This is a genomic window from Hyphomonas sp. FCG-A18 (assembly GCF_045287255.1).
Lineage (GTDB): Bacteria > Pseudomonadota > Alphaproteobacteria > Caulobacterales > Hyphomonadaceae > Henriciella.
In genome coordinates this window covers 2,869,784-2,895,749 of record NZ_CP137142.1, presented here as the reverse complement: position 1 = coordinate 2,895,749, position 25,966 = coordinate 2,869,784, and the positions used below count along the sequence as shown (strand labels likewise).

General features: G+C 56.3%; 25 protein-coding genes. 10 read left to right on the top strand and 15 right to left on the bottom strand.

All coding sequences use genetic code 11. The annotated features are described in order from the left end of the window. Window positions 1-7 precede the first annotated feature (7 nt). Window positions 8-943 carry an alpha/beta fold hydrolase gene (locus tag RYZ27_RS14330; RefSeq protein ID WP_406680209.1) on the bottom strand — a complete coding sequence of 312 codons (936 nt, stop codon included), beginning with the start codon at window positions 941-943 and terminating at the stop codon, window positions 8-10. Window positions 944-1,021: 78 nt separating this feature from the next. Then, complete coding sequence (locus RYZ27_RS14325; protein ID WP_406680208.1) at window positions 1,022-1,324, bottom strand: SCP2 sterol-binding domain-containing protein; 303 nt, start codon at window positions 1,322-1,324, stop codon at window positions 1,022-1,024. Between the two features lie 107 nt (window positions 1,325-1,431). On the opposite strand from RYZ27_RS14325, the gene RYZ27_RS14320 reads away from it, so the two are divergent. Beyond that, on the top strand, window positions 1,432-2,979 hold the full coding sequence (locus RYZ27_RS14320) for an acyl-CoA carboxylase subunit beta (RefSeq protein WP_406680207.1): 1,548 nt from the start codon (window positions 1,432-1,434) through the stop codon (window positions 2,977-2,979). Window positions 2,980-3,004: 25 nt separating this feature from the next. Here RYZ27_RS14320 and RYZ27_RS14315 read toward each other — a convergent pair whose 3' ends face one another. The 3 genes from RYZ27_RS14315 to RYZ27_RS14305 all read right to left on the bottom strand — a co-directional run bounded on the left by RYZ27_RS14315 (window position 3,005) and on the right by RYZ27_RS14305 (window position 6,136). Beyond that, entirely contained in the window at window positions 3,005-4,471 is a 1,467-nt protein-coding gene (locus RYZ27_RS14315; RefSeq protein ID WP_406680206.1) for a flavin-containing monooxygenase, read from the bottom strand. Between the two features lie 88 nt (window positions 4,472-4,559). After that, entirely contained in the window at window positions 4,560-5,411 is an 852-nt protein-coding gene (locus RYZ27_RS14310; protein WP_406680205.1) for a prephenate dehydratase, read from the bottom strand. Then, complete coding sequence (locus RYZ27_RS14305) at window positions 5,408-6,136, bottom strand: 3-deoxy-manno-octulosonate cytidylyltransferase (RefSeq protein ID WP_406680204.1); 729 nt, start codon at window positions 6,134-6,136, stop codon at window positions 5,408-5,410. The genes RYZ27_RS14310 and RYZ27_RS14305 overlap by 4 nt, the downstream gene beginning before the upstream one ends. Before the next feature lie 149 nt (window positions 6,137-6,285). Between RYZ27_RS14305 and RYZ27_RS14300 the strand changes: the two genes are divergently transcribed. Beyond that, window positions 6,286-7,146 carry a c-type cytochrome gene (locus RYZ27_RS14300; RefSeq protein ID WP_406680203.1) on the top strand — a complete coding sequence of 287 codons (861 nt, stop codon included), beginning with the start codon at window positions 6,286-6,288 and terminating at the stop codon, window positions 7,144-7,146. On the opposite strand, the gene RYZ27_RS14295 is transcribed toward RYZ27_RS14300, so the two are convergent. The 5 genes from RYZ27_RS14295 to RYZ27_RS14275 all read right to left on the bottom strand — a co-directional run bounded on the left by RYZ27_RS14295 (window position 7,133) and on the right by RYZ27_RS14275 (window position 11,913). Then, window positions 7,133-7,987 (bottom strand): NlpC/P60 family protein, encoded by an 855-nt coding sequence (locus tag RYZ27_RS14295; RefSeq protein ID WP_406680202.1) that lies wholly within the window; start codon window positions 7,985-7,987, stop codon window positions 7,133-7,135. The genes RYZ27_RS14300 and RYZ27_RS14295 overlap by 14 nt on opposite strands. A 115-nt stretch (window positions 7,988-8,102) precedes the next feature. Continuing rightward, a complete protein-coding gene (locus RYZ27_RS14290) occupies window positions 8,103-8,483 on the bottom strand; it encodes a MarR family winged helix-turn-helix transcriptional regulator (RefSeq protein ID WP_406680201.1) in 381 nt (126 codons plus the stop codon). Window positions 8,484-8,557: 74 nt separating this feature from the next. Next, the gene (locus RYZ27_RS14285) at window positions 8,558-9,004 is read right to left on the bottom strand and encodes a group III truncated hemoglobin (protein ID WP_406680200.1); all 447 of its coding nucleotides are present in this window, start codon (window positions 9,002-9,004) and stop codon (window positions 8,558-8,560) included. Window positions 9,005-9,113: 109 nt separating this feature from the next. Then, complete coding sequence (gene serA / locus RYZ27_RS14280; protein WP_406680199.1) at window positions 9,114-10,712, bottom strand: phosphoglycerate dehydrogenase; 1,599 nt, start codon at window positions 10,710-10,712, stop codon at window positions 9,114-9,116. A gap of 37 nt (window positions 10,713-10,749) precedes the next feature. Beyond that, window positions 10,750-11,913, bottom strand: coding sequence for a phosphoserine transaminase (locus RYZ27_RS14275; RefSeq protein ID WP_406680198.1), 1,164 nt, complete (start codon window positions 11,911-11,913; stop codon window positions 10,750-10,752). 134 nt (window positions 11,914-12,047) lie between these two features. Between RYZ27_RS14275 and RYZ27_RS14270 the strand changes: the two genes are divergently transcribed. The 6 genes from RYZ27_RS14270 (at window position 12,048) to RYZ27_RS14245 (ending at window position 19,771) form a co-directional block, all read left to right on the top strand. Continuing rightward, window positions 12,048-12,605: a 2OG-Fe(II) oxygenase gene (locus RYZ27_RS14270; RefSeq protein ID WP_406680197.1), complete on the top strand. Its 558-nt coding sequence runs from the start codon at window positions 12,048-12,050 to the stop codon at window positions 12,603-12,605. Between the two features lie 118 nt (window positions 12,606-12,723). Then, a complete protein-coding gene (locus RYZ27_RS14265) occupies window positions 12,724-13,821 on the top strand; it encodes a hypothetical protein (RefSeq protein WP_406680196.1) in 1,098 nt (365 codons plus the stop codon). Continuing rightward, window positions 13,818-15,239 carry an MBOAT family O-acyltransferase gene (locus tag RYZ27_RS14260; protein ID WP_406680195.1) on the top strand — a complete coding sequence of 474 codons (1,422 nt, stop codon included), beginning with the start codon at window positions 13,818-13,820 and terminating at the stop codon, window positions 15,237-15,239. The genes RYZ27_RS14265 and RYZ27_RS14260 overlap by 4 nt, the downstream gene beginning before the upstream one ends. A 23-nt stretch (window positions 15,240-15,262) precedes the next feature. Continuing rightward, on the top strand, window positions 15,263-16,354 hold the full coding sequence (locus RYZ27_RS14255) for a mannose-1-phosphate guanylyltransferase (RefSeq protein ID WP_406680194.1): 1,092 nt from the start codon (window positions 15,263-15,265) through the stop codon (window positions 16,352-16,354). A gap of 82 nt (window positions 16,355-16,436) precedes the next feature. Then, window positions 16,437-17,459 (top strand): LacI family DNA-binding transcriptional regulator, encoded by a 1,023-nt coding sequence (locus RYZ27_RS14250; RefSeq protein WP_406680193.1) that lies wholly within the window; start codon window positions 16,437-16,439, stop codon window positions 17,457-17,459. Window positions 17,460-17,608: 149 nt separating this feature from the next. Continuing rightward, window positions 17,609-19,771, top strand: coding sequence for a prolyl oligopeptidase family protein (locus RYZ27_RS14245; protein ID WP_406680192.1), 2,163 nt, complete (start codon window positions 17,609-17,611; stop codon window positions 19,769-19,771). A 76-nt stretch (window positions 19,772-19,847) separates the two neighbouring features. On the opposite strand, the gene RYZ27_RS14240 is transcribed toward RYZ27_RS14245, so the two are convergent. Then, window positions 19,848-20,831 (bottom strand): NAD(P)H-dependent flavin oxidoreductase, encoded by a 984-nt coding sequence (locus tag RYZ27_RS14240; protein ID WP_406680191.1) that lies wholly within the window; start codon window positions 20,829-20,831, stop codon window positions 19,848-19,850. Between the two features lie 188 nt (window positions 20,832-21,019). Between RYZ27_RS14240 and RYZ27_RS14235 the strand changes: the two genes are divergently transcribed. Continuing rightward, window positions 21,020-21,415: a hypothetical protein gene (locus RYZ27_RS14235; protein WP_406680190.1), complete on the top strand. Its 396-nt coding sequence runs from the start codon at window positions 21,020-21,022 to the stop codon at window positions 21,413-21,415. Window positions 21,416-21,492: 77 nt separating this feature from the next. Here the strand turns inward: RYZ27_RS14235 and RYZ27_RS14230 are convergent, their stop codons facing one another. From RYZ27_RS14230 to RYZ27_RS14220, 3 genes are all read right to left on the bottom strand, one after another. Then, window positions 21,493-22,278, bottom strand: coding sequence for an SDR family NAD(P)-dependent oxidoreductase (locus RYZ27_RS14230; protein WP_406680189.1), 786 nt, complete (start codon window positions 22,276-22,278; stop codon window positions 21,493-21,495). 85 nt (window positions 22,279-22,363) lie between these two features. After that, on the bottom strand, window positions 22,364-23,317 hold the full coding sequence (locus RYZ27_RS14225; RefSeq protein WP_406680188.1) for a retropepsin-like aspartic protease: 954 nt from the start codon (window positions 23,315-23,317) through the stop codon (window positions 22,364-22,366). Window positions 23,318-23,355: 38 nt separating this feature from the next. Further along, window positions 23,356-24,333, bottom strand: coding sequence for an NAD(P)-dependent oxidoreductase (locus RYZ27_RS14220; RefSeq protein WP_406680187.1), 978 nt, complete (start codon window positions 24,331-24,333; stop codon window positions 23,356-23,358). 27 nt (window positions 24,334-24,360) lie between these two features. On the opposite strand from RYZ27_RS14220, the gene RYZ27_RS14215 reads away from it, so the two are divergent. Beyond that, complete coding sequence (locus RYZ27_RS14215; protein WP_406680186.1) at window positions 24,361-24,744, top strand: TIGR02301 family protein; 384 nt, start codon at window positions 24,361-24,363, stop codon at window positions 24,742-24,744. Here RYZ27_RS14215 and RYZ27_RS14210 read toward each other — a convergent pair. Next, entirely contained in the window at window positions 24,741-25,910 is a 1,170-nt protein-coding gene (locus tag RYZ27_RS14210; RefSeq protein ID WP_406680185.1) for an epoxide hydrolase family protein, read from the bottom strand. The genes RYZ27_RS14215 and RYZ27_RS14210 overlap by 4 nt on opposite strands. Window positions 25,911-25,966 lie beyond the last annotated feature (56 nt).

Genomic DNA, 25,966 nt, shown 5'->3' with positions numbered 1-25,966 from the left:
CTAAACGCTAGACACCCGCACGCGCCAGCATGCGGTCAAAACCAGCCCAGAACTCTGCGCGTTTATCATCCTTTTCCATCAGGATTTCATGCATCGCATCCTCGACCGTGATGTGTTCGCAATCTGGCAATAGGCCCGCAACTTGTGCATGCGCGCGATTATCGACCAGCTTTTCCTCTGCGGCGCTGGCGACAAAGACCGGAATGTCGATGGAAGACAGCGTTGCTGGCGCGCTGATGCGCTCGAAAATATCCAGGGATGCGCCAAGCCAGCCCCATGTGACCGGTCCAAGGGAAAGCTCCGGCGCCGTATCGGTCAGGGTCTTGTTGACCATCCACCGCCCCTCATCATGGGTGACGAGGTTTTCTTCAAACCGCTCCGGCGGCCCCGGCTTCATGGCAAAGTCATTGGAACGGCCCATCACGCGCATCGCCCAGATGAAATAACGCTGAACCCGGCCCAGCGGCAGGCCCCACATCGGTGCGCAGAAGGCGGCAGCTTTCACCTCAACCAGCTTCTGGCCAATCGCTGCAAGGGCAATGGCCCCGCCCATGGAATGGGCAAGAGACACATAAGGGCGTGGCAGTTCCTCAAACGCGCCAAGACCATTGCTTAGCGCGCCCATAAAGGTCTCGAACCGATCAATATGCCCCTTTTGCGGGTCATCGAGCAGGCGTTCGGACAGGCCTTGTCCCGGCCAATCGAGGATCAGAACAGCAAAACCCTTATCCTGAAGCTCGCGGGCAACTTCGAAATATTTCTCGATGAACTCTGTCCGCCCTGGACAGACAAGACAGGTTCCCCGTGGTGTTTCGACCGTAGCCGGCGCCATACAGGCCCGCAAACGTCGCCCGCCGACGCCCTCGAACCAGACAATCCTTGCGCCCTCGGGGCGGGGGTTGCCCTCAATATCGATAATCTGGCGGACGGCTGTATCAGTCATGCAGGGTATACTCCACAAAAAAGCCCTGCCCCGCAAAGCGCGGACGCAGGGCTTTCATAGTCTTAGATCACGTCAGGCTTATGAGAACTTGCTCATCAGGCCCTGCAGCTGCATGGCAACAGACATGTCGCCGAGGACTTTCAGCTTGCCTTGCATGAAGGCCATGGTTGGATCCATTTGACCGGCAGCCAGCTTCTGGAAGTCTTCCCAGTCAACTTTCACAGTTGCGTCTGCTTCGCTGTCAGAATTGTCGACGTTGCCTGCAGCCCCATCGATGAACAGCTTGCCGACATCACCAAAGTCAAACTTGACCTTCTTGGAGAAGTCGCCGCCTGCAGTCACAGCAGCAGCGGCCTTGGATGTGAGTTCTTCTAGCGTCATGGAAGTCTCCCTGAAATTATGCGCTTAGCGAAGATAAAGCAGGCCCATCGCACACGCGCAAGGGTATGACTTGACCCGACGCTGCGGAAAGGCCTCAAGTGGGCCCCATGTCTTGGGAAAAATCGATTGAAGAATTGCGCAAACGTGAACGCCTCGCCGAGAATATGGGCGGCGAGGAACCGGTGTCGCGTCAACGCTCACGTGGCAAGCTTACCGTTCGGGAGCGCGTGGCGTTTCTGGCGGACCCCGGGAGCTTCCATGAGATCGGGAAGATTGCCGGAAAAGCCACCTATACACTCGATGATGAGCTCGAGACGTTTATGGCGTCGAACTCGGTTACCGGGCGCGCGACACTGAATGGACGACCGGCGGTTTTGCTCGGTGATGATTTCACAGTGCGGGGCGGGGCGGCCGACGCTGCGATCTGGCAAAAAATGGTTCAGGCGATTAAGCAAGCGCAGGAATACCGCATGCCGCTGGTACAGCTTATTGATGGCACAGGTGGTGGCGGCTCGGTCAAAATGCTGGAGGCTGACCCGCGCACCTATATTCCCGAAACACCGGGCTGGGAGTTTATCGTATCCGGCCTTGGTGAGGTGCCATTCGTGTCTCTGGCACTTGGCCCCTGTGCTGGCATGGGCGCAGGGCGCGTCGCTGCGAGCCATTACTCGGTCATGGTCAAGGAACTCTCGCAAGTCTTTGTGGCCGGGCCACCGGTTAGCCGTGCGTTGGGCGAAGATGTCACCAAGGAAGAGCTTGGCGGCTGGGAGATCCAGGCCCGTAATGGCACTGTGGATGATGTCGTCGAGACCGAAGCCGAAGCGTTTGAAATGGCGCGACGGTTCCTGTCCTACCTGCCATCCAGTGTGCATGATCTGCCACCGATTGAAGCGACCAAGGATGATCCAAACCGCCGGGAAGAGGACTTGATCTCCATCGTCCCGACGGATGGCAAAACGCCTTATATGCCACGCAAGATTGTCGAGGCGGCTGTTGATAAGGACAGCTTCTTTGAGATTGGCCGTTTGTGGGGGCGCGGGATTGTCACCGGCTTTGCGCGGATTGATGGTCATCCGGTCGGGGTACTGGCGGGCGACCCATTCTTCCTTGATGGCGCATGGACGGCGGATGTCTGCGACAAAGTGGTTCGGCATATGGACCTGTGTTCGGAGTTCCATCTTCCGGTTGTGCACTTCGTGGACTGTCCGGGCTTTGCCGTTGGCGTGAAGCATGAGACGGAGGGGGTTACCCGCAAGGGCGTGCGCGCCATGGCAGCGGTGTATCAGGCCACCGTTCCGGTCTGCGCCGTGGTGATCCGCAAGGCCTATGGCCTAGCGGGCAGTGCCATGTTCAACCCCAGCAAAGCCAAGTGGCGCTATTGCTGGCCAAGTGGCGACTGGGGCAGCCTGCCTATGGCGGGCGGAATTGAGGCTGCGTTCCGTAAGGAGCTTTCTGAAGCTGAAGATCCCGAAGCGCTGCTGAAACAGCTCTACAAGAAGTTTGACGCTATCCGGTCGCCATTCCGAACGGCGGAAAGCTTTTACGCTGAAGAGATTATCGATCCGCGCGATACACGGCCCCTGCTGGTTGATTTCGTCCACCATGCGCGCCGGGTACTGGAAACGGGCAAGACCGCATTTGGGCCAAGACCATGATGCACTTTAACAAGTCTTGGTGTGTTTAAACCAGTTCATAATCCTCCAGCTTCACCTCGGCGACGGCTTTGGCATAATCGCGGGTGTTTGAGGACCAGTTCTGAGTGATCTTGCCGTGCTCATTCTTGTACCAGGAATTACACGCAGGATCGGCCCAGACGGTCTTGTTGAGATCAGCCTGCACCTCAGCGTTAAAACGGTCCTGCGCCGCCTTGGTGGGCACCATTGCCTTGGCCCCTGCCTTGCTTAGGCCATCAAGTGCCTTGATCGTATACTCGACCTGCCGCTCCAGCATGAAGGTGATGGAGTTGTGGCCAAGATTGGTGTTCGGACCGTACAGGACGAACAGGTTCGGGAAGTCAGCCACTGTGATGCCGAGATAGGCTTCGGGATAATCTTTCCAAACCGCATTGAGATGCTGGCCATTACGGCCCTGCACATCCACCGACCAGCGCCAGCCCGTCGTTTCAAAACCGGTGGCAAAGGCGATCACATCAAGATCATGCTGGGTGCCAGAGGCGGTCTTGATGCCGGAGGCGTTGATATGGTCAATGCCATCGGTCTCGAGGGTGACATTGTCCTGACAGAGGGCCGGGAAGTAATCGTCTGAGATCAGGATACGCCGGCACCCGATTGGATAGTCCGGTGTCAGCTTTGCCCGCAGGGTCGCATCTGGCACCTGCTCTTCTAGGTGATTGGTCGCAACGCGGTGATAGGCGGCGCGGCCTTCCGGGGTCCACTTAAACGCCTGCCAGAAGAACTCATCAGCCTGCTCATAGATAATCTCCCGGTTCATCGCGCCGAGTTTCATCGCGAGTTCCGGATTGGTCATCAGCAGCGTGCCCTCTTCCTGCGACATTGGAATATCGCGGCGCGGGATGACCCAATTAGGACTACGTTGGAAGACGGTGAGGTGCCCCGCCTCTTTGGCCACTTCAGGAATAACCTGAATGGCACTCGCAGCCGAGCCAATCATGCCGACACGTTTGCCTTTCAGATCGATGGCATGATCCCAGTCGGCAGAATGGGTAATTGCGCCCTGAAAATCGTCTTTACCGGCAATCGCAGGCCAGTTTGGGCGATTGAGCTGACCGAGCGCGCCGACGACCGCATCGCCAGTATAAGTCTCACCGCTAGCCGTCGTAACTGTCCATTGCTTGGCGGCCTCATCCCAGACCGCAGAAACGGCCTCATCAGACAGACGGATATTCGGGCGGAGCTGGTAACGGTCAGTAATCTCTTCGGCATAGGCCTGAATTTCAGCTCCCTGCGGATAGGCGCGGGACCAGTTGACGCTCTGGGCAAAGCTGAACTGGTAAAGCGCGACCGGAACATCACAGGCGACACCCGGATAAGTGTTCTGCGCCCATGTCCCGCCAACGCGGTCCATCTTTTCAACGACCTGAAAACTGTGTCCGGCTTCCTGCAATTTGATCGCTGCGCAAAGGCCACCCAGACCGGCCCCGATAATGATGACGTGCTTCCCGGACATCCTTGTTTCCTCCAATTTTTATCTTTGGAGAAAAGATGCCTGATCAGAACCGCAAGGCAAGACTTACGCAGGGGTAAAGGCGAGGGTTTTAGCCAAACCGTTCACGCGCCGGGTGCGCGGGATACACACCTAGCAATTTGATGCTGGAAGAAAAGAAACCAAGCTCCTCCAAGGCCAGTTGCACCGGGCGCTCATCCGGATGGCCTTCAATCTCGGCATAGAATTGCGACGCGTTGAACGAGCCCTCAATCTGATAGCTCTCAAGCTTGGTCATGTTGACGCCATTTGTGGCAAAGCCACCAAGCGCCTTGTAGAGCGCAGAGGGAATGTTGCGAACCTGAAACAGGAAAGCCGTGACCGCCTTGCCATCGCTAGCAGCCAGATCAATCGGTTCAGGCGCCATAATCACGAACCGGGTCGTATTGTGCTGGGCGTCCTCAATGTCATGGGCGAGGATTTCCAAACCATATTCTTCCGCCGCCAGAGAAGGCGCAATCGCAGCGGCTTTCGCATCGCCCTGCCCTGCCACAAAACGCGCAGCACCAGCCGTGTCCGCCGCCGTAACAGCCGTAATGTTTCGATCGCGCAGGAAGTTACGGCACTGGCCAAGGGCCATGACGTGCGAATAAGCCTGCTCAATCTCATCAATCTTGGTGCCCGGTAGCGCCATGAGCTGAAACTTGATGCGCATGAAATGCTCACCGATCATGTGCAGGCTGGATCCCGGCAACAGGTGGTGAATGTCCCCGACGCGTCCGGCAATCGTGTTTTCAACCGGAATCATCGCGAGCTGCGCCTCGCCGGATTCCACCGCCGCGAAGACATCCTCAAACGTGCGGCACGGCATGGCTTCAAAATCCGGATACACGTCCTTACAGGCAATGTGCGAGTTCGCCCCACGCTCGCCCTGATAGGCAATGACTTTTCCGTTCCCGCTCATGTCAGGCCTTTCTGACTGTACCAATTCCGCGCTGCCTCAAGGTCAGCGGGCGTATCCACACCATTTGGGGGTTCACCGTCAAGCAGGGCGCAATCAATCTGCATCCCAGCCTCAAGCGCCCGTAGCTGCTCAAGTTTTTCTCTTTGCTCTAGCGGGCTGGGCGGAAGTTCCACAAACTGGGTCAGCGCCGCACGACGATACGCATAAACGCCGATATGGTGGAATAATGGTCCCTCGCCATGCGGGATCGCGGCCCTGCTAAAATACAGGGCGCGTTTGTTCTGAGCCAAAGCGACCTTCACCACATTCGGGTCATCGCGTTCAGCTTCATCGGTTATCGCGGCTGTCAGGGTGGCAATATCGGCCCCGGAAGACAGCGCCGGGGCCAGCGCACTGAGCGCGGCTGGGTCGATTGTTGGCATATCGCCCTGCAAGTTGATGACCATGTCATAGGCTCCGGCTGAGTCAAAAGCCTGCAAGGCCGCCCAGACGCGATCTGAACCGGATGGCAGGTCAGGGTCGGTCAAAACCGCCTCATAGCCCGCCGCGCGGACGGCTTCTGCAACCTCATTCTCAGCCGCTGCGACCAGAACAGGCCCCATGTCTGAAAGCGCAGCGCGCTCGCAAACCCGAACAATCATCGGCTTTCCATGAATGTCGGCAAGCGGTTTTCCAGGCAACCGGGTCGACGCCATACGCGCCGGGATAATCGTGATCGGCGTCATCTTGACCCTCTCGGATTCTACTTATGGACAGTGCGCCGTTTCGCCGCTGATAGAGGGCGCGCGCGATCTGACACATGTGTCTATATTGATTGGCAAGGAATAGCGTGCCAGAAGGCGGGCGCAAGACGACTAATTCAGAGGACCACCCCATGGGCGAACTCGGGTTCAACAAGATTTTCGGCGCACTTCTCGCAGTGGTGCTTATAGTAATGGGTCTGCGGGAACTGACCGCTATGGTCTTCCATGGCGAAGGCGGCGGTCACTATGGTGAAGAGTACGAATCAGCAAACGAGTGGGCGGAGAAAAAATTCGCCTATCGTGTCAATATTGCTGAAACTGGCGGCTCCGGTGCCGAAGTGATTGAGGAGGTCTATGACCTTGGATTGCTGCTCGCTAGCGCAGACATCTCTCGCGGTGAAAGAAGCTTCAAAGCGAAATGCGCCTCATGCCACACGATTGAACAAGGCGGTGCTAACGGAACTGGCCCGAACCTTTACGATACAATGGGCGCAGCCAAGCAGCACCTGGCAGAGTTCAATTATTCTGGTGCTCTTGACGCGACTGAAGGCGACTGGAGCTGGGAGCGTATGGATGCCTGGCTTGAGAATCCATCGCGTTATGCCCGCGGCACCAGCATGGCGTTTGCAGGCCTAAAGCGTGATGATGAGCGCGCTAATGTCCTCGTTTATCTGGCCGAGTACAGCACCAAAACCCCGCCAATGCCAGAACCACTCCCTGCAGTGGCCGAAGAGGCAGAAGCTGAGGCTGTTGCTGAAGGTGTGACTGAGGCAGCAGCCGGTGACGAAGCCACGGTAGATGGTGACGTTATGGACGCCGATACAGCAGGCGACATCGTTGAAGGTGCTGTTGAGGCAGCCGAAGATGCAGCGACTGAAGCTGAAGCTACTCTGGAAGATGCCATTGAAGCTGCCGCTGACGAAGGCGAAGCCGCCGTCGAGGAAGCCACTGACGCCGCTGAAGCAGCTCTGGAAGACGCTACTGGCGAGTAAGCCAGTCTGGCGTAACGCCAACACTTGAAGCAAGATCAATGCGGCGGGCCCCTATGGGCTCGCCGTATGTTTTTGCGATGCGCTCTATCGCCTGGGTCAGGGGCTCAGCCGCAACGGCCATATGATTGGCATTGGCATGTAGCAGCGTTTCAGCATCCAGCATGATGCCGACATGGCCCTTCCAGAAAACGAGATCATTGCGCTGTAAACGGCCCGGCGTATCCCAGTCTTCGATTGCTGTTCCAAACCAGTTGAACTGCATGTCGCTATCGCGCGGGCAGGCAATTCCGCAAGCATCATAGGCAATCTGGATCAGGCCCGAGCAATCTATGCCGAGACAATCCCGGCCACCCCAGAGATAGGGCGTCCCCATAAACCGCTCCGCCACAGCTGCGGGATCGGTTTCCAGCGTTGCGATGGGCGAGAGCAAATCCTCACGCACCCACCCTGCCCGCTCGCACTTCAGGTAACGCCCTTCACGTTCCCCTGTTCCAACCAGCCTTGCTCCTGTGCCGAGCACAAAATGTGGCGCTGCGCGGATCGATGGTGCGGCATAGACATGCAGACGCGGGACTGAGATACGATGTGTGATCTCAAGAACAGGCGCGGAAAGAGCTGCCATCAACACCCAGCCGACATAATGATCGCTCTGGCTTTGCACGAGGCCGAACTCACCGTCCTCATGATGGAGATGGACAGTCTCGCCATGCAGGAGCTGGCTGACCATTTCTGCATCTGCCGCTGGCGATTGGCGTAGGGCTGCAACACCTGCGCTGACCTGCACGGGCAGGGATTGCCCACCGTCTGGAAGGGTTAAACGCTGATCGGCTTTAGACGGCATTCAGTCACCTCTCTAAAGCGGCTGTCTTCGCGCATGCTCAGCAGAGCCGCTTTGAGTCTTTGTTTAAGCGCAGATATTCCATACGCAAATGCTCGGCATTTGCTATGAATCTGCTCTAGGCGACGGCCCGCCCGTGTTCATCCATTTGTGCACCGGCAATTTCGCCAGCTTCTGCGGCGAGAATAAGGCTACCGAAATTACGCAGCCACGCCATGCCCTCAACCGTGCGCTCAATATGCACGCTGCGCAGGTCATTCTGATCCGGGATACGCTTGATGAAATGGTTCTTTTCAAGCACGTCGAGCGCGCGCGTGATGGCTGGCTTGGCAATGTTTAGCTGCGCGGCCAATGCGCGGACGGTATGCGGACCAGGCGTCAGGGCAACCGTCAGCATCACGGTCTTTTGCCGGGCGGTCATATCGCTCTCGTCCGAGCGCACATAGGCTGTCAGAGCCTTGCGCCAAATTTCGAGAGCCTGCCGCTGTGTCATTGCCATCGTCGCTTACCTTTTCGTTCGATAAGCGAATCAGAATCCGATTTGCGATTCTCGTAAAGAGTCGAGTCGGGAATTTAAGTGTGGATATCTGTATTCAGGCTCGGCAGGCTAAACATTGCAAACTGCAAACTCTTTGCAATCCTTTCCGCACGCTCCATGAAATAGCTAACAGCTTCAGTTGAAGGGGCAATATCGGTGAGCGTTTGCTTGAATAAGGACAGCCAGGCCTGAAAGTCATCCGGGTCAACATTTGTCAGCTTTGTATGCGCCGGGACTGGCCGCCCATTATACTTCCCCGTATTCAGCGTGACAGAAGACCAAAACGCCTTCATTTTCGGCAAATGCTCATCCCAATCCTCAATAGCGCCTGTAAAGATCGGGCCGAGACGGGCATCTGCGCGCACCCGCTCATAGAACGTGTCGACCAGGGTTGAAATAAACGCCTCATCAATCCCCATCGCAGTCGCGCGGGCCTGAATTTCAGTGCGCCTTTCTGCGGCGCTACGCACACGATAGCTCATATCGGATCACCTCTTATCGGTCAGCCACACAGCGCCAAACAGGCATGCAATCAATCCGAAAACATACGTAAGGCCGGAGCACTTATGCACCGCCCCGGCCCTATCGGTTTTAGAAGGTTAGTGCCTTGGCATAGCGCACCTGTTCCATAGCGCGGAGCTGATCGACCAGCTCCGGGGATGGCACACTATCAACACCGATCAGGGCGATCGCCTCACCCCCGGCATCGGTACGGCCAAGGTGGAAGGTCGCAATGTTAATTCCGGCTTCACCCAGCATAACACCAAGCCCGCCGATAAAGCCCGGCTTGTCGAGATTATTGACGTACAGTGTGACCGGGCTGAAATCGCCCTCCAGCGCCATGCCTTTGACCTCAACAATACGCGGCTGCCCGGCAATCAGGGTTCCAGCGAGGGAGCGCCAACCCGGATTTGGGTCATTCTCTGTCCGCTTGGTCAGAACCTTGATACGGATCAGGCTGTCATAGACCGGGCTGTCCTCCGTCTTGGTCTCAGACAGCTTGACGCCGGTATCAGCGAGAATAGCCGGGGCAGAGACCATGTTTACATCTCCGCGCGATGCCCGCAGCAGACCGGCAAGCGCCGCGGCTGTGAGCGGTTTGCGATTGAGCTCCGTTACTTCGCCCTCATACTCGATGACGACTTCTTCAAAGCCATAGTCGCTGATCTGCCCGGCGAAGGAGCCGAGCTTCTCAGCGAGCGCCGCAAATGGTTTCAGGCGCGGCGCCTCATCAGCCGTAATGGATGGCATGTTCAGCGCATTGGTGACCGCCCCGCTCAGGAGGTAATCACTCATCTGCTCGGCAACTTGCAGGGCGACATTTTCCTGCGCTTCAGTCGTAGCCGCGCCGAGGTGTGGCGTAGCAATGAAGTTCGGCGCGCCAAACAGGACATTCTCTTTGGCTGGCTCGGTTGCGAACACATCAAGCGCCGCTGCAGCAACATGGCCATTATCCAGCGCAGCACGCAGAGCGCCCTCATCAATGAGGCCACCGCGCGCACAATTGACGATGATCACACCTTTCTTGGTTTTGGCGATGGCATCGGCAGACAGAATGTTGCGAGTCGCATCGGTTAGCGGCGTGTGCAGCGTGATCACATCAGCCCGGGCCAGCATGGCTTCGAGGTCAGCAGCTTTTTCAACACCGAGTTCAACCGCCCGTTCCTCTGTCAGGAACGGATCATAGGCGAGCACTTTCATTTGCAAGCCTTTGGCCCGTTCCGCAACGCGCGCGCCAATATTGCCACAGCCAATCAAGCCGAGCGTCTTATAGGACAGCTCTGTGCCCATGAAGGCTTTCTTCGGCCATGCGCCAGATTGGGTTCCGGTATTAGCAGCAGGGATCTGGCGGGCCGCGGCGAACATCATGGCAATCGCATGCTCCGCCGTTGTGACAGCATTTCCGAAAGGCGTGTTCATCACAACAACGCCTTTGGCGGTCGCAGCTTTAATATCAATATTATCGACGCCAATCCCGGCGCGGCCGATGACTTTGAGGTTTGAAGCCGCCGCAATGACATCGGCATTCGGCTTACAGGCCGAGCGAACAACAAGACCGTCAAATTCAGGGATTTTGGCAATCAGTTCCTCTGTATTGAGGCCGACAGCGGTTTCCGTTTCAATGCCGCGATTATGGAAAATTTCAACCGCGGCAGGGGCGAGCGTGTCGCCAATAAGGACTTTAGGCATAGGTTCATTCCTAAGAGAAAGAGAAGGTCTTGGCGCGCTAAAGCGCGGCCAGTTCAGCGGCAAAGGCCCAATCGAGCCACGGCGTCAGCTTAGCGACATCGTCGGGCTCAACCGTTGCACCGCACCAGATCCGCAGTCCTGGAGGGGCTTTGCCATAGCCATTGGCATCAAAGGCTGCGTCCTCGACTTCCAGGCGCTTCATCATCCGCTTGAGGAAATCACGCTGACCCGCCTCATCGAGCTTGGCAAAGCGCGGCTCAACCAGCTTGAATGTGACACCGGAATTCGAGCGAACGCTTTCATCCTCACAGAGGAATTCAACCCAGTCGGTCTTGGCGACCCAATCTGTCAGGATTTGAAGGGAGCGATCAGAACGCGCTTTCAAAGCCTGATAGCCGCCAACCTCCTCGGCCCAATCAAGCGCGGCAAGATAATCCTCCACACACAGCATGGATGGAGTATTGATCGTCGCGCCCTCAAACAGCGCCTCGTTCAGCTTGCCGCCTTTGGTCATGCGGAAGAGTTTTGGCAGTGGGCGGTCTGGCTTGTAGCTCTCAAGGCGGGCAACTGCGCGCGGGCTAAGGATCAGCATGCCATGAGCAGCCTCACCGCCGAGCACTTTCTGCCAGCTATACGTGATCACATCGAGTTTTTCCCACGCCATGTCCTGCGCAAAAACAGAAGACGTCGCATCACAGATCACGACGCGATCGGGGTTATCGGCAATCCAGTCCGCATTCGGAATACGCACGCCGGATGTGGTGCCGTTCCAGGTGAAAACGATATCGGCGTCATCGCGCGCTTTCTCAAACGGCGGCAGGACGCCATAGTCGCCTGTGTGGATATTGCAGTCTGGCAGTTTCAGCTCATTCACCGCATCCGTGACCCAATCCTTGCCGAAGCTTTCCCAGGCAAAGATATCCGTCGCGCGCTGGCCCAGCATGGACCACATGCACATTTCTACAGCACCCGTATCAGACGCTGGCACAATGGCGACACGATAATCCTTTGGCAGGTTGAGAATGGTTTTGGTGCGCTCGATAGCCTGTTTCAGCTTGGACTTGGCCAAAGCAGAACGGTGCGAGCGGCCCTGCGCAAAACCTTTAAGTTGATCGAGAGAGAAGCCCGGGCGCTTTGCCGTCGGACCGGAACTAAAATGCGGGCACGCGGGGCGTGCGCCGGGTTTGGCGACATCAGTCATCTGTTTGTACTCCTATCCTTACAGATAGGCTGGCCTGCGTTGGGGCAGGCTGGCCCGCAGCCGCTATGGCATACTTGGCAACAGAGTGCAAAAGATGTTTTTGCAACTAATAGCTCAACAGGTCAGGGACGCCGATGGAACCGATCATTGTCGAAAACTTCATGCCCAGTGACATGGAAGATGAGATTGAGCGCGTCCTGATGGGCCCGCAATTCCCTTGGTTCATGTATCCAAACACGAATGCCACGGACGAAACGACCCAAGAAGATGATGCCCCACAATTTGTTCACGGCTTCATTCAGGATGAGCGGATTGCCTCGAAATGGGCGACGGTCCCACAAGCGATAATCCAGCGCCTCAAGCTGCCCAATACCGCGATCATCCGCGCCAAAGCAAACATTTTGGGTCGGGAAAAGACTGCGCAAGTGAACCCACGCCATATCGATGATACAGCGCCGCATCTGGTCATGATCTATTATGTGAACACGGTTGATGGCGAGACCCACCTTTATGACGGCGAGACGATTGCGCATCGCGTGAAGCCAAAGAAAGGTCGCGCGGTCATCTTTGACGGGCAGATTGAGCATGCTTCTTCATCGCCCGTTGAGCATCGCTATCGCTGTATCCTGAACTTCAACCTCAAGCCCGACATCCCGATGAGCGTGTTTGAGCCGTTCAAATCTGACGGATAACCCAAGACATTCCCTGCAATCTGCGCAGTGATCTTCGCGAAATCGCAAGACGTTTACCTTCATAATGACGGGGTATGTCAGCCTGTTCCCGTGCGGATCAGGCCAGGGAGGCTGTTAAATGCACTGGAGCTTGTTTGCTTGCGCCGGTCTGGTTCTGATCGGGGTGCATAGTTTGAAACTGCCAGTGGTCGGCGGGCGCTTAGGGGCGATTGCCGCCTTTGTGTGTGGTCTTTTATTCGCCGTGGTGGCGGTTAAAACCACGGTTAATGCCAGCGGGATTGGGCGCACCACTGATTTTGACAAAATCGTTAATGCCGCTGTCGCTGAAGCCAAACAGGACGATCGTCCTCTGATCGTTTTCACCGGGGCCAGCTATTCCCGCAATGGCCTTGATCCGGAGCGCCTGACCATCGCATTGAACGAGGCCGGTTATCGCTATCGCGCGATCAACCTGTCGATTGAGGCCGCCTCTTTGATTGAGCGGGACAGCCACCTCCAGCAATTCATCAAGCTATCCGAGCGCGTTCCTGAAGTGGTCTTTGTCGAGGTTGCAAAACCCTTTGATCATCGCGCGGCGTTCATGTTTGGCAATTCCAAGTTCAATGCCCGTGCGATTGAGCAATTTGATCTCAAAACCAGCGCCTGGACAGGGTTTGGCATTGTCGGCGGGGCCTGTGAAGGTAAAGCAGGATGCATCAAGGATGCTGGGTTTCTCGGCCTGCACGCGGCTTTGAACTTTTTCAATATCGGCCTGATCGGGCGTGGGGAGAGACCTGACGCCGCCGGAACATTGCTCTCATATGACCCTCAGGATGAACCCCGTCAGGAGAGTGAGCCTGCGGACGCAAATAACATCCTGCCTGTAACCGATTGGACGGCCCCGCAATGGGTACGCTCTTACCGTACGATTATGCGCGATCGTCTACTCACCACTGGCGTTCAGACCGTCGGATACTATCAGCCCCCGGTGATTTCACCTGAGCACCGCATGTATGTTGCCGCACTGTGCGCCGATGAACTGGCTGCTTTTCCTTGCATTGATCCAAACGACCCGGAATTGCTGGAGCTACTCACAGAACCACTCTGGTTTGATCCGGAGCATTTGCTTGATGATGGCGCCGCAATTTATACGCGCTGGCTCGCTGGCGAACTGATCGATAGCGGGGCATTGACTGCACCAACGCATGCGACGGCCGCCTCGGAGGTCGCGCAATGATTTTTACCGACGCGATCTTTTTCGCTTTCCTGGCAATTGTCTTCAGCGGTTACTGGCTGATCAAGGGCAAGGAAGCCCGGCTAAGCCTCCTCCTTGTCGCCAGCGCCGTTTTCTATGGCTGGTGGGATTGGCGTTTTCTGGGGCTGATCGGGTTTGTCATTCTGGTCAGCTGGGCTGTTGCCCGGTTTGCCGCGGCACGCCCCATTGGCGACAAGAATAGACGCCGCGCGCTTATCTTTGGGATCAGTGCAAACCTGCTCGTCATCGCTATCTTCAAGTATTTCGGCTTCTTTGCCGATAGCGCTGCAATGGCGCTTGCCTCTGTCGGGATTGATCCGGGTTGGACCGTCCTGAATATCCTTTTGCCCGTCGGGATCAGTTTTTATGTGTTTCAGGCGATTTCCTACATTGTCGATGTCGCCCGCGGTGACCTTGCCCCTGAGCACAGGTTGCGCCGGGTCGCGCTCTACATCGCTTTCTTCCCACAGCTCGTCGCCGGACCGATTGTTCGCGCTGCCAGCTTCTTCCCGCAAATGGAGCGAAGCAAGGCGTTTACCGGCGCGCTCTTCTTTGCCGGATTACGCGCTTTTGCTTTGGGCTTTGCCTACAAGGCCGGGATTGCGGACAATCTCGCGCAATTCGTAGACCCCGTTTATGGTGACGCCTCGGTTATGGGCGATACCGACCTTGCGAAATGGTCTAACCTTGCCCTGATCGGGGCAACGCTTGCCTTTGGTGGTCTGATCTATTTCGATTTTGCGGGCTATTCACTGATGGCAATCGGGGTTGCGCGCTGGTTTGGCTATTACATCCCGAAGAACTTCGACTATCCGTATTCCAGCCCGGCCATCGATGATTTCTGGCGGCGCTGGCATATCTCCCTGTCGAGCTGGCTGAGGGACTATCTCTATATTCCGCTTGGCGGGAACCGACATGGCGAGGGCAAAACCTATCGCAACCTTATGGTGACGATGGTGCTCGGCGGTCTCTGGCATGGTGCGGCCTGGACCTTTGTGGCCTGGGGCGCGATGCATGGCGCAGCGCTGGCAGTCCATCGCGCGCTGTTTAAAGGCAAACGCGCGCTTGGTTTTGGGCTTGGCCTGCTCGCGACACAGCTTTTTGTTCTGCTGACCTGGGTACCGTTTCGCGCGGAAAGCTTTGGTGACACAGTAACGGTCTGGAGTGCTTTCCTTGGCCTGCGGGATGGTGGCAGCTTAACGCTTAGCCCGCTGGTCTGGTTGGTCTTGCCGCTTATTGCATTGGATGCCGCATTGGGACGAGGCCTGCTCAAGCAGATTACGCAGCTCCCCCTTTGGCGCAGACCTGTTTTTTACTGGAGTGGCTTAGGCATGACAGCCGGCTTTATCCTCGCGCTTTACCCGCTCGAAGCGGCCCCTTTTGTCTATTTCCAATTCTAGCGAATACACGTTAGAGTTTAAAAATGCGATTTCCCACACTTGTTCCTGTGGTCCTGTGCGGCGGCATTGGCTCACGTCTCTGGCCGCTGAGCCGAAAGGCCAGTCCCAAGCCATTCCAGAAGCTGACAACCGAGCGTCCAATGCTGGTTGAAACGCTGGCGCGAACCCCTGAAACGCTAGAAGGTGCCGACATTGCCGCCCCGCTGGTGATTTGCGCAGAAGCCCATGCCGCTCTTGTGCGCGGGGCCATGATGGTCAGTGATGATAGCGATGGCTGGGTAATCACTGAGCCTGAGGGCAAAAATACAGCACCCGCCATAGCCCTCGCCGCACATTTTGCGATTGAACAGGAAGGGGAAGATGCACTGATCCTGATCTCCCCCTCAGACCATGATATTGGTGACCTCCTCGCCTTTCATGCTGCGATTGAGCAAGGGGTGACGCTCGCAAAAGCGGGATATCTGGTGACGTTTGGCATCAAGCCGGATCGGCTTGAAACCGGGTATGGCTATATCCGCCTCGGTGAAGCTTTATCGAGCGGTTACGCCGTTAGCAGCTTTACTGAAAAACCGAATGAGACCCGCGCTGAGGCCCTTATCAAGGAGGGTGCACTGTGGAATTCCGGCATGTTCCTGCTGCCCGCATGGGCGTATCTGGACGCCTTGGCGCAGTTCCGTCCTGATATGGCGCAGCAGTGCGAGGCCGCATGGCAAAGCCGCACCGAGACCGGAAAGCACTTGCTCTCCCCCGGGGTCGAGGCGTGGACACCGATACAGGGTGACAGCATCGACTATGCTGTCATGCAGGAAACCGACCGCGCCGCCGTTGTTCCCGTAGATATGCGCTGGAGCGACATTGGCAGTTTCGCCTCGCTGCATGAACAGGCCGATAAGGATATTGCAGACAATGCCATACGTGGCCGGGCAGTCATCGAGCAGTCGCGCGGCAATCTGGTGCTTTCAGAAGGCGGTCGGACAGTGACCATGGTTGGATGCGAGGATCTGGTGGTCGTCGATACACCTGACTCCATCCTGATTGTCCCCCGTGAGAAAGCTCAGGACGTGCGTGTGCTTCATGCTCACCTCAAAGCGATTGGCCGGGATGATCTCCTCTAAGCCGCCCACCTATTCAACCGCACACGGATAGATTGCGCTTTAATCTGAAATGCGCAAATATCACCGCTAGGAGATTTACCTCATGGGATTAACCCGCCCGCCGCGCGCGATCACAATAGATGATGTGGCCGACAAGGCAGGCGTTTCGGCGAAGACCGTCTCTCGCGTTATGAATAATGAGCCTAATGTTCGCGCCTCCAAGCGCGAGTTGGTGATGAAGGCCGCGCGGGACTTGGGGTATCGACCAAATCCCGCAGCGCGCAGCCTTGCCGGGGCGAAATCCTTCCTGATCGCCCATCTGCACGATAATCCAGTGCCGGAATATGTCTCGGCCGTGAATGCCGGGATTTATGAAGCCTGTCGCGCCAAGGGGTATTTTCTCTTGCCTGAGCCAGTGGACCGTTCAGCACCCGATTTTCTGGACCGACTACAACAATTCCTGATGACCTCACGCGCCGATGGCGTTGTACTGACCCCGCCGCTCTGTGACGATCCGCAGGTTCTGAAACTGTTGCAGGACAATGAGACCCGGTATGCGAGCCTGTCACCATCACGCCAACCTGAAGATGCGCCCGTCATGCGCCTTGATGACCGTCAAGCGGCGATGGAAATGGTGCGCCACCTGATCACACTGGGGCATAAACGGATTGGCCTGATCACTGGGCCAAAGGGTCATAATGCGGCAACCGCGCGGCGCGAAGGCTATCTTGATGCCTTGAATGACGCGGATTTGAAAATCGATCCGAAGCTGATCGTTGAAGGCGACTACTCGCTTAGATCAGGGCTGGAAGGCGCGAAAGCTTTGCTGGAAACCTCGCAGCGACCGACCGCGATCTTCGCGGCCAATGATGACATGGCGGTTGGGGCCATGACCGCAATCATGGCGGCTGGTCTGAGCATTCCAGCGGATATCTCTATTGCAGGGTTTGACGATACGCGGCTTGCCTCTGCGGTCTGGCCCGCCTTAACCACGATCCGCCAACCCGTCGCCGACATGGCGCGGCGCGCCGCTGAGCGCCTCATGACACCTGAAGAAGATGCCCCCCTCGAAGAAGTCTTTGCGTTTGAATTGATTGAGCGACAGTCAACCGGGTCTGCAACCTAGCGTTCTTGCAAACTCTGAACTGCAGCGGGCTGTCACGAAGAAATACCCGTGCACAAAATCAGAATATTTCGCGTCATCATGCCACGGTATCTCTTGTGGTTGGCAATTGATGACTTTAACCATAGCGCTTTCGCAAGGGAGAAAACGCAATGCGTCTTACCACGACCGCTTTCGCAGCGGCCCTGCTGGCATCCGTCTGCAGCTTGCCCGCGACGGCTGAAAAACCAACAGGACCTGAAGTGACAGAAACCACCGAAGCCGCAAGTGATCCTTATCTCTGGATGGAAGAGGTTGAGGGCGACGAAGCGCTCGCCTGGGTCAATGCCCAGAATGAGCGGTCTCTCGCCGATATTCAGGGTCATCCGCTATATGAGGATAACCTCGCCAAGGCGATGGACCTTGCCACCAGCGAAGACCGTATCCCGTATGGTCGGGTGCGCGATGGCCTCGTCTACAATTTCTGGCAGGACGCTGAAAATGTTCGCGGCCTGTGGCGTCGTACGACCCTTGAAAGCTACAAGACGGAAGACCCTGAATGGGAAACTGTTCTGGATTTCGACAAGCTTGCCGATGAGGAAGAGAAGAACTGGGTCTTTAAAGGCTCGAATTGCTTCAAACCTGATGGCGCGGAGAAAACACTCTGTTTTGTTGCCCTGTCCGATGGCGGCAAAGACGCCGTGGTCAATCGCGAGTTCGATCTTGACGCCAAAGCCTTTGTCGAAGGTGGGTTTGAAACACCGGAAGCCAAACAGTCCGTTGCATGGGTGGACCATGACACCGTTCTCGTCGGCACAGATTGGGGCGGCGATGGCGCCACCCTGACCGAGTCCGGCTATCCATCTTCTGTTCGCCTGTGGAAGCGTGGCGAAGCACTGGAAGAGGCGGCTGAACTTTATGCTGGCGATAAAACTGATGTCGGTGTCTGGCCTTGGTCGAGTGAGCTTGACGATGGCACTATGATTTATGGCGCAGTTGAAGCCGATACATTTTTTACCAGCAAGTACTGGCTGCTCTCAGATGGCGAGCCGGTGCAATTCCCGGTCCCTGCAAAATCGAGCCTAGGCGGTGATTATAAAGGCCACCAGTTTGTCACCCTACAGGAAGACTGGAGCGTTCAGGATCAGGATTTCAAAACCGGTGATCTGGTTGCCTTCAACCTACAGCAATTCCTCGACACGAAAGAACTGCCTCCGGTTGAACTCGTCTTCCGCGCTAATGAGCGTCAGGCTGTGAATGGCGTTTCAATCGCCAAAGGTGCAGCTTTGCTGTCAATCAACGATAATGTTGCTGGCAAAATCCTGCGTCTTGAACCTGGCGAAGATGGCTGGACCACAAGTGATATTCCTTTGCCAGGAACAGGCCAGGCGGGCATTGCCTTTGCCGATAAGGATGAAGAAGCGGTTTTCCTGAATTATGAGGGCTTCCTGACCCCGGACAGCCTGCTCAGCTATGACATTGATGCGAATGAGACAGCACCGCTGAAGTCATTGCCTGAAAAGTTCGATGCTGAAGGTCTGGTTGTCCATCAGAAAGAGGCGACCTCTAAGGATGGCACCAAGATCCCATTCTTCGTCATTCATCGCGAAGGCATCACACTGGATGGCTCATCCCCAACCTTGCTTTATGGCTATGGCGGCTTCGAGGTCTCCATGCGCCCAAGCTATAGCGGCGGCGTTGGCCGGATGTGGCTAGAGCGTGGCGGCGTCTATGTCCTTGCCAATATCCGCGGCGGTGGTGAGTTTGGTCCAGCATGGCACCAGGCTGGCCTGAAAGGGGATCGCCAGCGCATCTATGATGATTTTATCGCGGTTGGTGAAAAGCTGATCGACATGGGTGTGACCAAGCCGGACCATCTCGGCATTATGGGCGGCTCAAATGGCGGCCTGCTGATGGGTGTGATGATTACCCAGCGTCCGGACCTCTGGAACGCTGTCGTCATTCAGGTGCCGCTGCTCGATATGCTGCGCTATCATAAGCTCCTGGCAGGCGCGTCATGGGTCGATGAGTATGGCAATCCGGATATTCCAGAGGAGCGCGCCTTCCTGGAAACCATCTCGCCTTATCAGAACTTTGATGCCGATGCGGCCTATCCAACGCCATTCTTTGTGACTTCAACCAAGGATGACCGCGTGCATCCCGGCCATGCCCGCAAGATGGCGAAACTGTTCGAAGATGCAGGCAAGCCATTCCTGTATTACGAGAACATTGATGGTGGCCATTCAGCCGCAGCGAACCAGAAAGAGCGTGCCAAGCGGTCTGCACTGGAGTTCACCTATCTCTATGAACGCCTGTTCCCGAAGTCGGAAGACTAGGGCTTGCAGCTCACCGAAAATGAAAGGGCGGCCCGTTTGAGGCCGCCCTTTTTGTATCTGTAGTATGTTTTGAGTTTTAGGCCGTGACGCTGGTCCGCAGGGCCGAGACACGCGTGATGCTGTCTTCGGCTTCGCTCATGATCCGGTTCACAATCTCAGCGACAGGCAGAATGTCTTTCACCCCACCGGCTGACTGGCCCATGGCGAAACAGGATTTTGTTGGATCAAGGCGCGCTTCGTCGGTAACCCCGCCAATACCGCCAATCACATCGGTCTGAACGGAATGCATGGCCTGCATCGGGAAAGCCTGAATGTCGTCCGGGCGCGATTCCCAATCCTTGATATAGTCATTTGTGCGACAGCGCATTGGCTTACCAGAATAGCAGCGTGTGCGGGTCGTATCGGTATCGCCAGCGCCAACCACAGTGTCCTTGTAGCTTTGCGCGGCATGGGCTTCTTCTGACGCAATGAAGCGTGTGCCCATCCAGACGCCGACCGCACCAAGGCTAAGCGCCGCAGCAAGGCCCCGGCCATCATAAATGCCACCCGCGGCAACAACTGGAATGTTCACGGCTTCAACGGCTTGTGCGACCAGAGGCAGGGTTCCGACCAGCCCGGTATGGCCGCCGCCCTCGCCGCCTTGCAGGATAACCGCGTCACAGCCGGCCTGCTCGGCCTTGATGGCATGCTTTACAGCACCGCCAACGACCATGACCTTTACGCCTGCATCCTTGAGCTTCTTCATGATTGGCATCGGGACCCCAAGACCCGCAACAAAACTGTCAGCGCCGCCCGCAATGATCACCTCAACGCTCGCCTCAAGGCTGCGCGGATCAGCGGCCAACAGATCGACCCCAAAAGGCTTATCCGTCAGCTCTTTCACCTTGGCCATCTGATCAGCAATGAAATCAGGGCTGGTGCCTGCCATGCCCAAAACGCCATAGCCGCCCGCATTGCTCATCGCGGCGCAGACCTCGGCATAGGAAACCCCGCCCATACCGGCGAGCATGATCGGGTGTTGGATGTTCAGAAAATCACAAAGCGGTGTATGCAGACCCATGAGCTTGCTCCAATATCAAGTGTTGTGCACAGAACATAGGCAAACAGGTCATCAGACAAGCCGTTTCGCCACGGCAACCCCGCCAAAAAAGGCCCTCTGCCGTTCGGGTATGTTGTATATACGGAAAATAGCGTAAAAGGCCTGTGCCGAATGATCGGTATACCTTTGGAGTAGAGGGGAAATAGGGAATGATGAATATGAAGCTTTGGGCTGCTGCCCTTGCTGTTGCGGGCCTGACAGCCTGTGGTGCAGCTGACGAAACAACTGAAACACCAGCCGATGCGGCCACTGATGCCGCTGCTGCTGTTGAAGAAGCTGCAGGTGATGCTGCTGAAGCCACTGAGGAAGTTGTTGATGCCGCCGCTGAAGCGACAGAAGAAGCGGCTGACGCTACGACTGAAGCCGCAGGCGATGCCGTTGATGCAGCGACAGAAGTTGCTGAAGACGCCGTAGACGCTGCTTCTGAAATGGCCTCTGACGCTGCAGATGCTGTTGATGGCGCAGTTGCCGACGCTGTTGAAGCTGGCGAAGCAATGATGGAAGAAGCCGAAGAAGAGCTGAAAGAGGCGACTGACGGTCAGTAAGCCCTTTACGGTTTAAATCGCAAAAGCCCCGCTGGATCGGACCAGCGGGGCTTTTTTTGAGGCCTCTGGGCACAGGTTTAGAAAACCGCGTAACCGCCATCAATGATCAGTGTCGTGCCAGAATGGTATTTGGAGGCATCACTGGCAAGATAGACAGCCATACCACCAAAATCGTCAGGCTCTCCCCAGCGGCGGATTGGAACCCGCGAGATCACCTTGGTGGTAAACACATCAGATCCTTGCGCAGCATCGGTCATGTCTGTGGCGATCCAGCCCGGCAGAATGGAATTGGCGCGAATGCCATACCGACCATGCTCAACCGCGATGCCGCGGATCATCGCGGTCAGACCGCCTTTGGTGGCTGAGTAAGCCTGATTCCGCGCTGCGCCCTCAATGCCCGCCAGCGAGGCCACACCAACAACCGATCCACCCGGATCACCCGCCTTGGCGCGATCAACCATATGCTTGACACTCTCTCGCATCGTCCAGAAAGCGCCTTCCATGTTCACGGCCATATTCTTGCGCCAGATTTCTGTGGTCATCTCAGAGAAGCTTGGCGCACCGAAGCCAACCCCAGCATTGGCAAAACAGGAATCGATCCGCCCCATGCTGGCAATTGTATCGGCTGTCGCCTCAACCACGGCCTGCTCATCAGCAACATCGACTGACCAGGCTTTTACCTCACCGCTGCCAAGCTTCGACAATTCCTCAACGGCGGCCTGATTGGCAGCATCCTTGCGCCCCCAGATGGCCAGGCTGGCATTGCTGGCGGCCATCGCACGCGCCATGCCAAGCCCAATGCCGCGATTTCCACCGGTCACAAGCGCGACCTTGCCGCTAAGATCAAAAGGGGCGTAAGCCATAAAGTATCTCCCGTATCAGATTATTTGAGCGCACGTTCGGTCTCTGCCCATACGGAAAGCAACAGGATCAGGCGATTTTTATTGTTTACTCTCGCCGTTTAATCCGGCCAGACATAGGGGAGATGTGATAGCGCCGCCCGGCAGATTTGCTTTCTTTGCGCCCGAAAATCATTTCCTGTTTCTCGCGGTCAATCTGCAAGCGGAAATGTTTGAGATAATCCATACCTAGCACCATGGTCGGCTGATCACTGCGCCCGACATAACCAAACACCGCCGAATCTGCGCTGAGAATCTCAAAGTCCTGCTTGCGGTGATGACCAATATCAAACCGATTGGCCCGCATGACGCGAATAGGACTGCTATCCGGACCGGTGCCATAAAGCTCCATTGTTCGATCCGGCAAGAAACTCGCGCCTGCTGCCTTGGCGAAGGCTGAATTCAGATAAGTGACATCCGAACCAGTATCGACCAGAGCCAAACCCTCAACACCATTCACCTTTACAGGCACGAATGGCACACCCTGCAACAGCGTATAAGCCATAATTGAGCGTACACTGCGATCCTTGCGATCCGGTTCGGCGCTATAGGCTTCAACCCGATTTCGATCGAATTGGAAATCAATGGTCCGACCCGGCAACATATTGACCGGAATGATCGTGCGGTGACCGGGCTGGTTTGCCTGAGCATTGATCGCGGCAAGGATTCTATCCTGTCGCAAAGCCTCGATCTGGACAGGCCCAGCCCGTGCAACTTGAAACGTGCGCACCCCGCCAATGCCCAGAATATCAACAGATTCATCAAGGCGCTCTGCTTCAGTCGCGCTCACCAGAAAACTATCAATCATTGGAAATGTCGCGGCACTATCAAGCGTTGCATCAACCGCTCTTCCAGCGATGCGAATCTGCAAGGTCAACCGATCTTCATCCAGGGATAAAGGCAAGGTCAGCTTGCCTGTGGGTTGATCGGCAAGTGCAACCGTATTGACGGCCAGAAGCAAGCTTACAAAGAGTCCAAAAATGAAATGCCTCAACAGGGCCATGATATCCTCCTCACAGGAGTGTCTCACGCAATTGAAAATCAGGCAAATTCGCTCTTTGGCATGACATTTTGCATAGCCTGTCCGTTTAGATAAGCGTCCAGGTTTCTCAGGAATAGCCGGTCTGTGCGCACCTTCGAGGCGTCGGTTAGAGCAGCAATGTGGGCTGTCATCGTAACCGAAGGGTGGGTCCAGAAGGCGCTGTCTTGAGGCAATGGCTCTGTTTTGAAAACGTCCAGAGTCGCGTGGCCAGGACGGCCTTGGTCCAAGCCTTCAAGTAAAGCGGCCTCATCGACCAAAGCCCCGCGCCCGACATTCAGGAAAAGCGAGCCCGGTTGCATCGCCGCAAAGAAGGCCGCATCCGCGAAGCCTTCTGTTTCAGGTGTATGCGGCAGCGCCAAAAGAACGGCGTCTACCTGTGGCAATGCATGACTTACTTCATCTGGTGTGATCATAGTGTCTGCGGCTGTATGGCTCCCGACGCTACGGCGAACGCCTGTCACCTCAGCGCCTAAAGCTTTCAGTTTGCGACCCGCTGCCTGCCCGATGCTTCCATAGCCGACAATTAGCCAGTGGGTTTCACACAATTCGCGGAACCCTAAGCGCGCCCAATCCTGAGCTGATTGTGCGGCACGGCGGGCAGGTCCCGCCTGAAAGTGGTCCAGTCCCGCCCATAACGCCCATTCAGCAATCGCATCCGATTGTTCATGGCTGCTCGTGTACAGGTCTGATTGCTTGCCCAGCGCCTGCAATATGGGGTGCTCTATTCCGGCGGCGCTGGATTGGAACCACGCAATCACAGGGCTTGCAAATGCAGCTTGAAAAAAGGCGGGAGCTGCCGGACTGAAATACGCGTCCTGGGTGCCATACAGAATTAAGCTCTCTGCCTCACTCTTGCCCCAAGGATGCTTCAGGTCTCCTTCATCATCCATAACTATGGGTGAAACATGATCACGAAAGGCGAGAAGCTCGCGCTCGATACGAGTAAAGGTTTTGGCATGAACCAAAAGGTGTTTCATTTGGCGGGCCCCTGTCGCACAGCCTTAATGGCCGCATCGGCTTATCTTGTGCTTGTTTTGCCAGCGCCAGCCCAGTTGGACCAGCCCTTTGTCCGGAGTCAGGATTATTTCCGCGATGTGATCAGCCTGTCTGAAACCCTCGGCAAGGCTCATTCGATCCGTGTCTTGTGCAATGGTCGCAATGATCAGTATTGGCGCAGCTATATGTTGCGACTGCTTGAGCTGGAAGCGCCCTATGGCGGGGGTTTACGCAGCTCTATGGTCAATGGCTTCAATGCCGGGTTTTCTTCCGGGCAAAGCGAGCATCGGGCGTGCTCGAACGAGGCGGTTGCTGCGGAAAAAACCTATGCGGAGACAGGACAGGCGCTCGCCAATCAGCTTGCGGCCGCGAATATTCCGGTTGATCGCTAGCCCAAGCCTCTCGCCCATTGGCGGATATCCTGAACAAACAAGTCCGGGACTTCCATAGCCGCGAAATGGCCACCGCGATCCATCTCACTCCAATGCGTGATATTGTAAGCGCGGTCACACCAGCTGCGCGGGGGTGGCGAATAGACGGTCTCGCCCGGAAAGTTGGCAAAGCCAGTCGGCGTTTCGCACCGCGCGCCTTCTGGCAGGGCAGGGCCACCCTCCATAAAGAAAGCCGCATAATACCAGACCGAGGTCGCAATCGCATCATTGACCAGATAGATCATGACATTGGTCAGCAATTGGTCACGCGTATAGACGCTCAGAAAATCGCCATCGCGCAAATCCGACCAGCCATGAAACTTTTCCAGAATCCAGGCCGCTGTACCCATCGGGGAATCCATCAGCGCCATAGCCAGGGTTTGCGGCTTCGTCGCTTGCTGCATGAAATAGCTGCCCTCTGCCTGCATTGCCGCTTGCGTGCGTTTCAACCACGCGATTTCAGCTTCGCTCTGAGGTGTTGCCGGGGTGGGGCGCAAACCAATCATATTCAGATGGATCGCCTCACAGCCGCCTTTGCCATTATGGCTGCCATGATCATAGCCAAGCCATGACGTGACCATGCTGCCCCAATCCCCACCCTGAGCGAGATAGCGATCATAACCAAGCACGTTCTGCATCAAGCTGTTCCAGAGCTTTGCCGTGGCGCGCTGTCCGATTGGAGCGGCAGGTTTTCCGGAAAACCCATAGCCGGGCAGAGATGGGATGATCAGATCAAAGGCCTCTTCTGGCTTACCGCCATGCTGGCTCGGATAAGCAAGCGGGCCAATCGCTTCCCAGAACTCAAACACTGATCCCGGCCAGCCATGCGTGAGTAAAAGGGGTCGTTTACCACCCGCTTCACCAACCACATGAAGGAAATGGATCGGTAACCCATCAACCTCAGCAACAAACTGGGGATACTGATTGAGTAGCACCTCTTGCGCCCGCCAGTTATATTCATTGAGCCAATAGTTCTGGATGTCTTTCAGAACCGGCGTGGACATACCAAAGGCCCATTCGGGCGTTCCTGCAGGCGCATCAAACCACTGATAATCCGCCACGCGGTCATGGATCGCCTGTAGCTTTTTTTCTGGCACAGCAATCGTAAACGGCTTTGGTGAGGTCATGAAGCAACCCTCCTGTAGATCAGGCCAGGGTCTTCAGGATTGTATAGAGGTCAAGC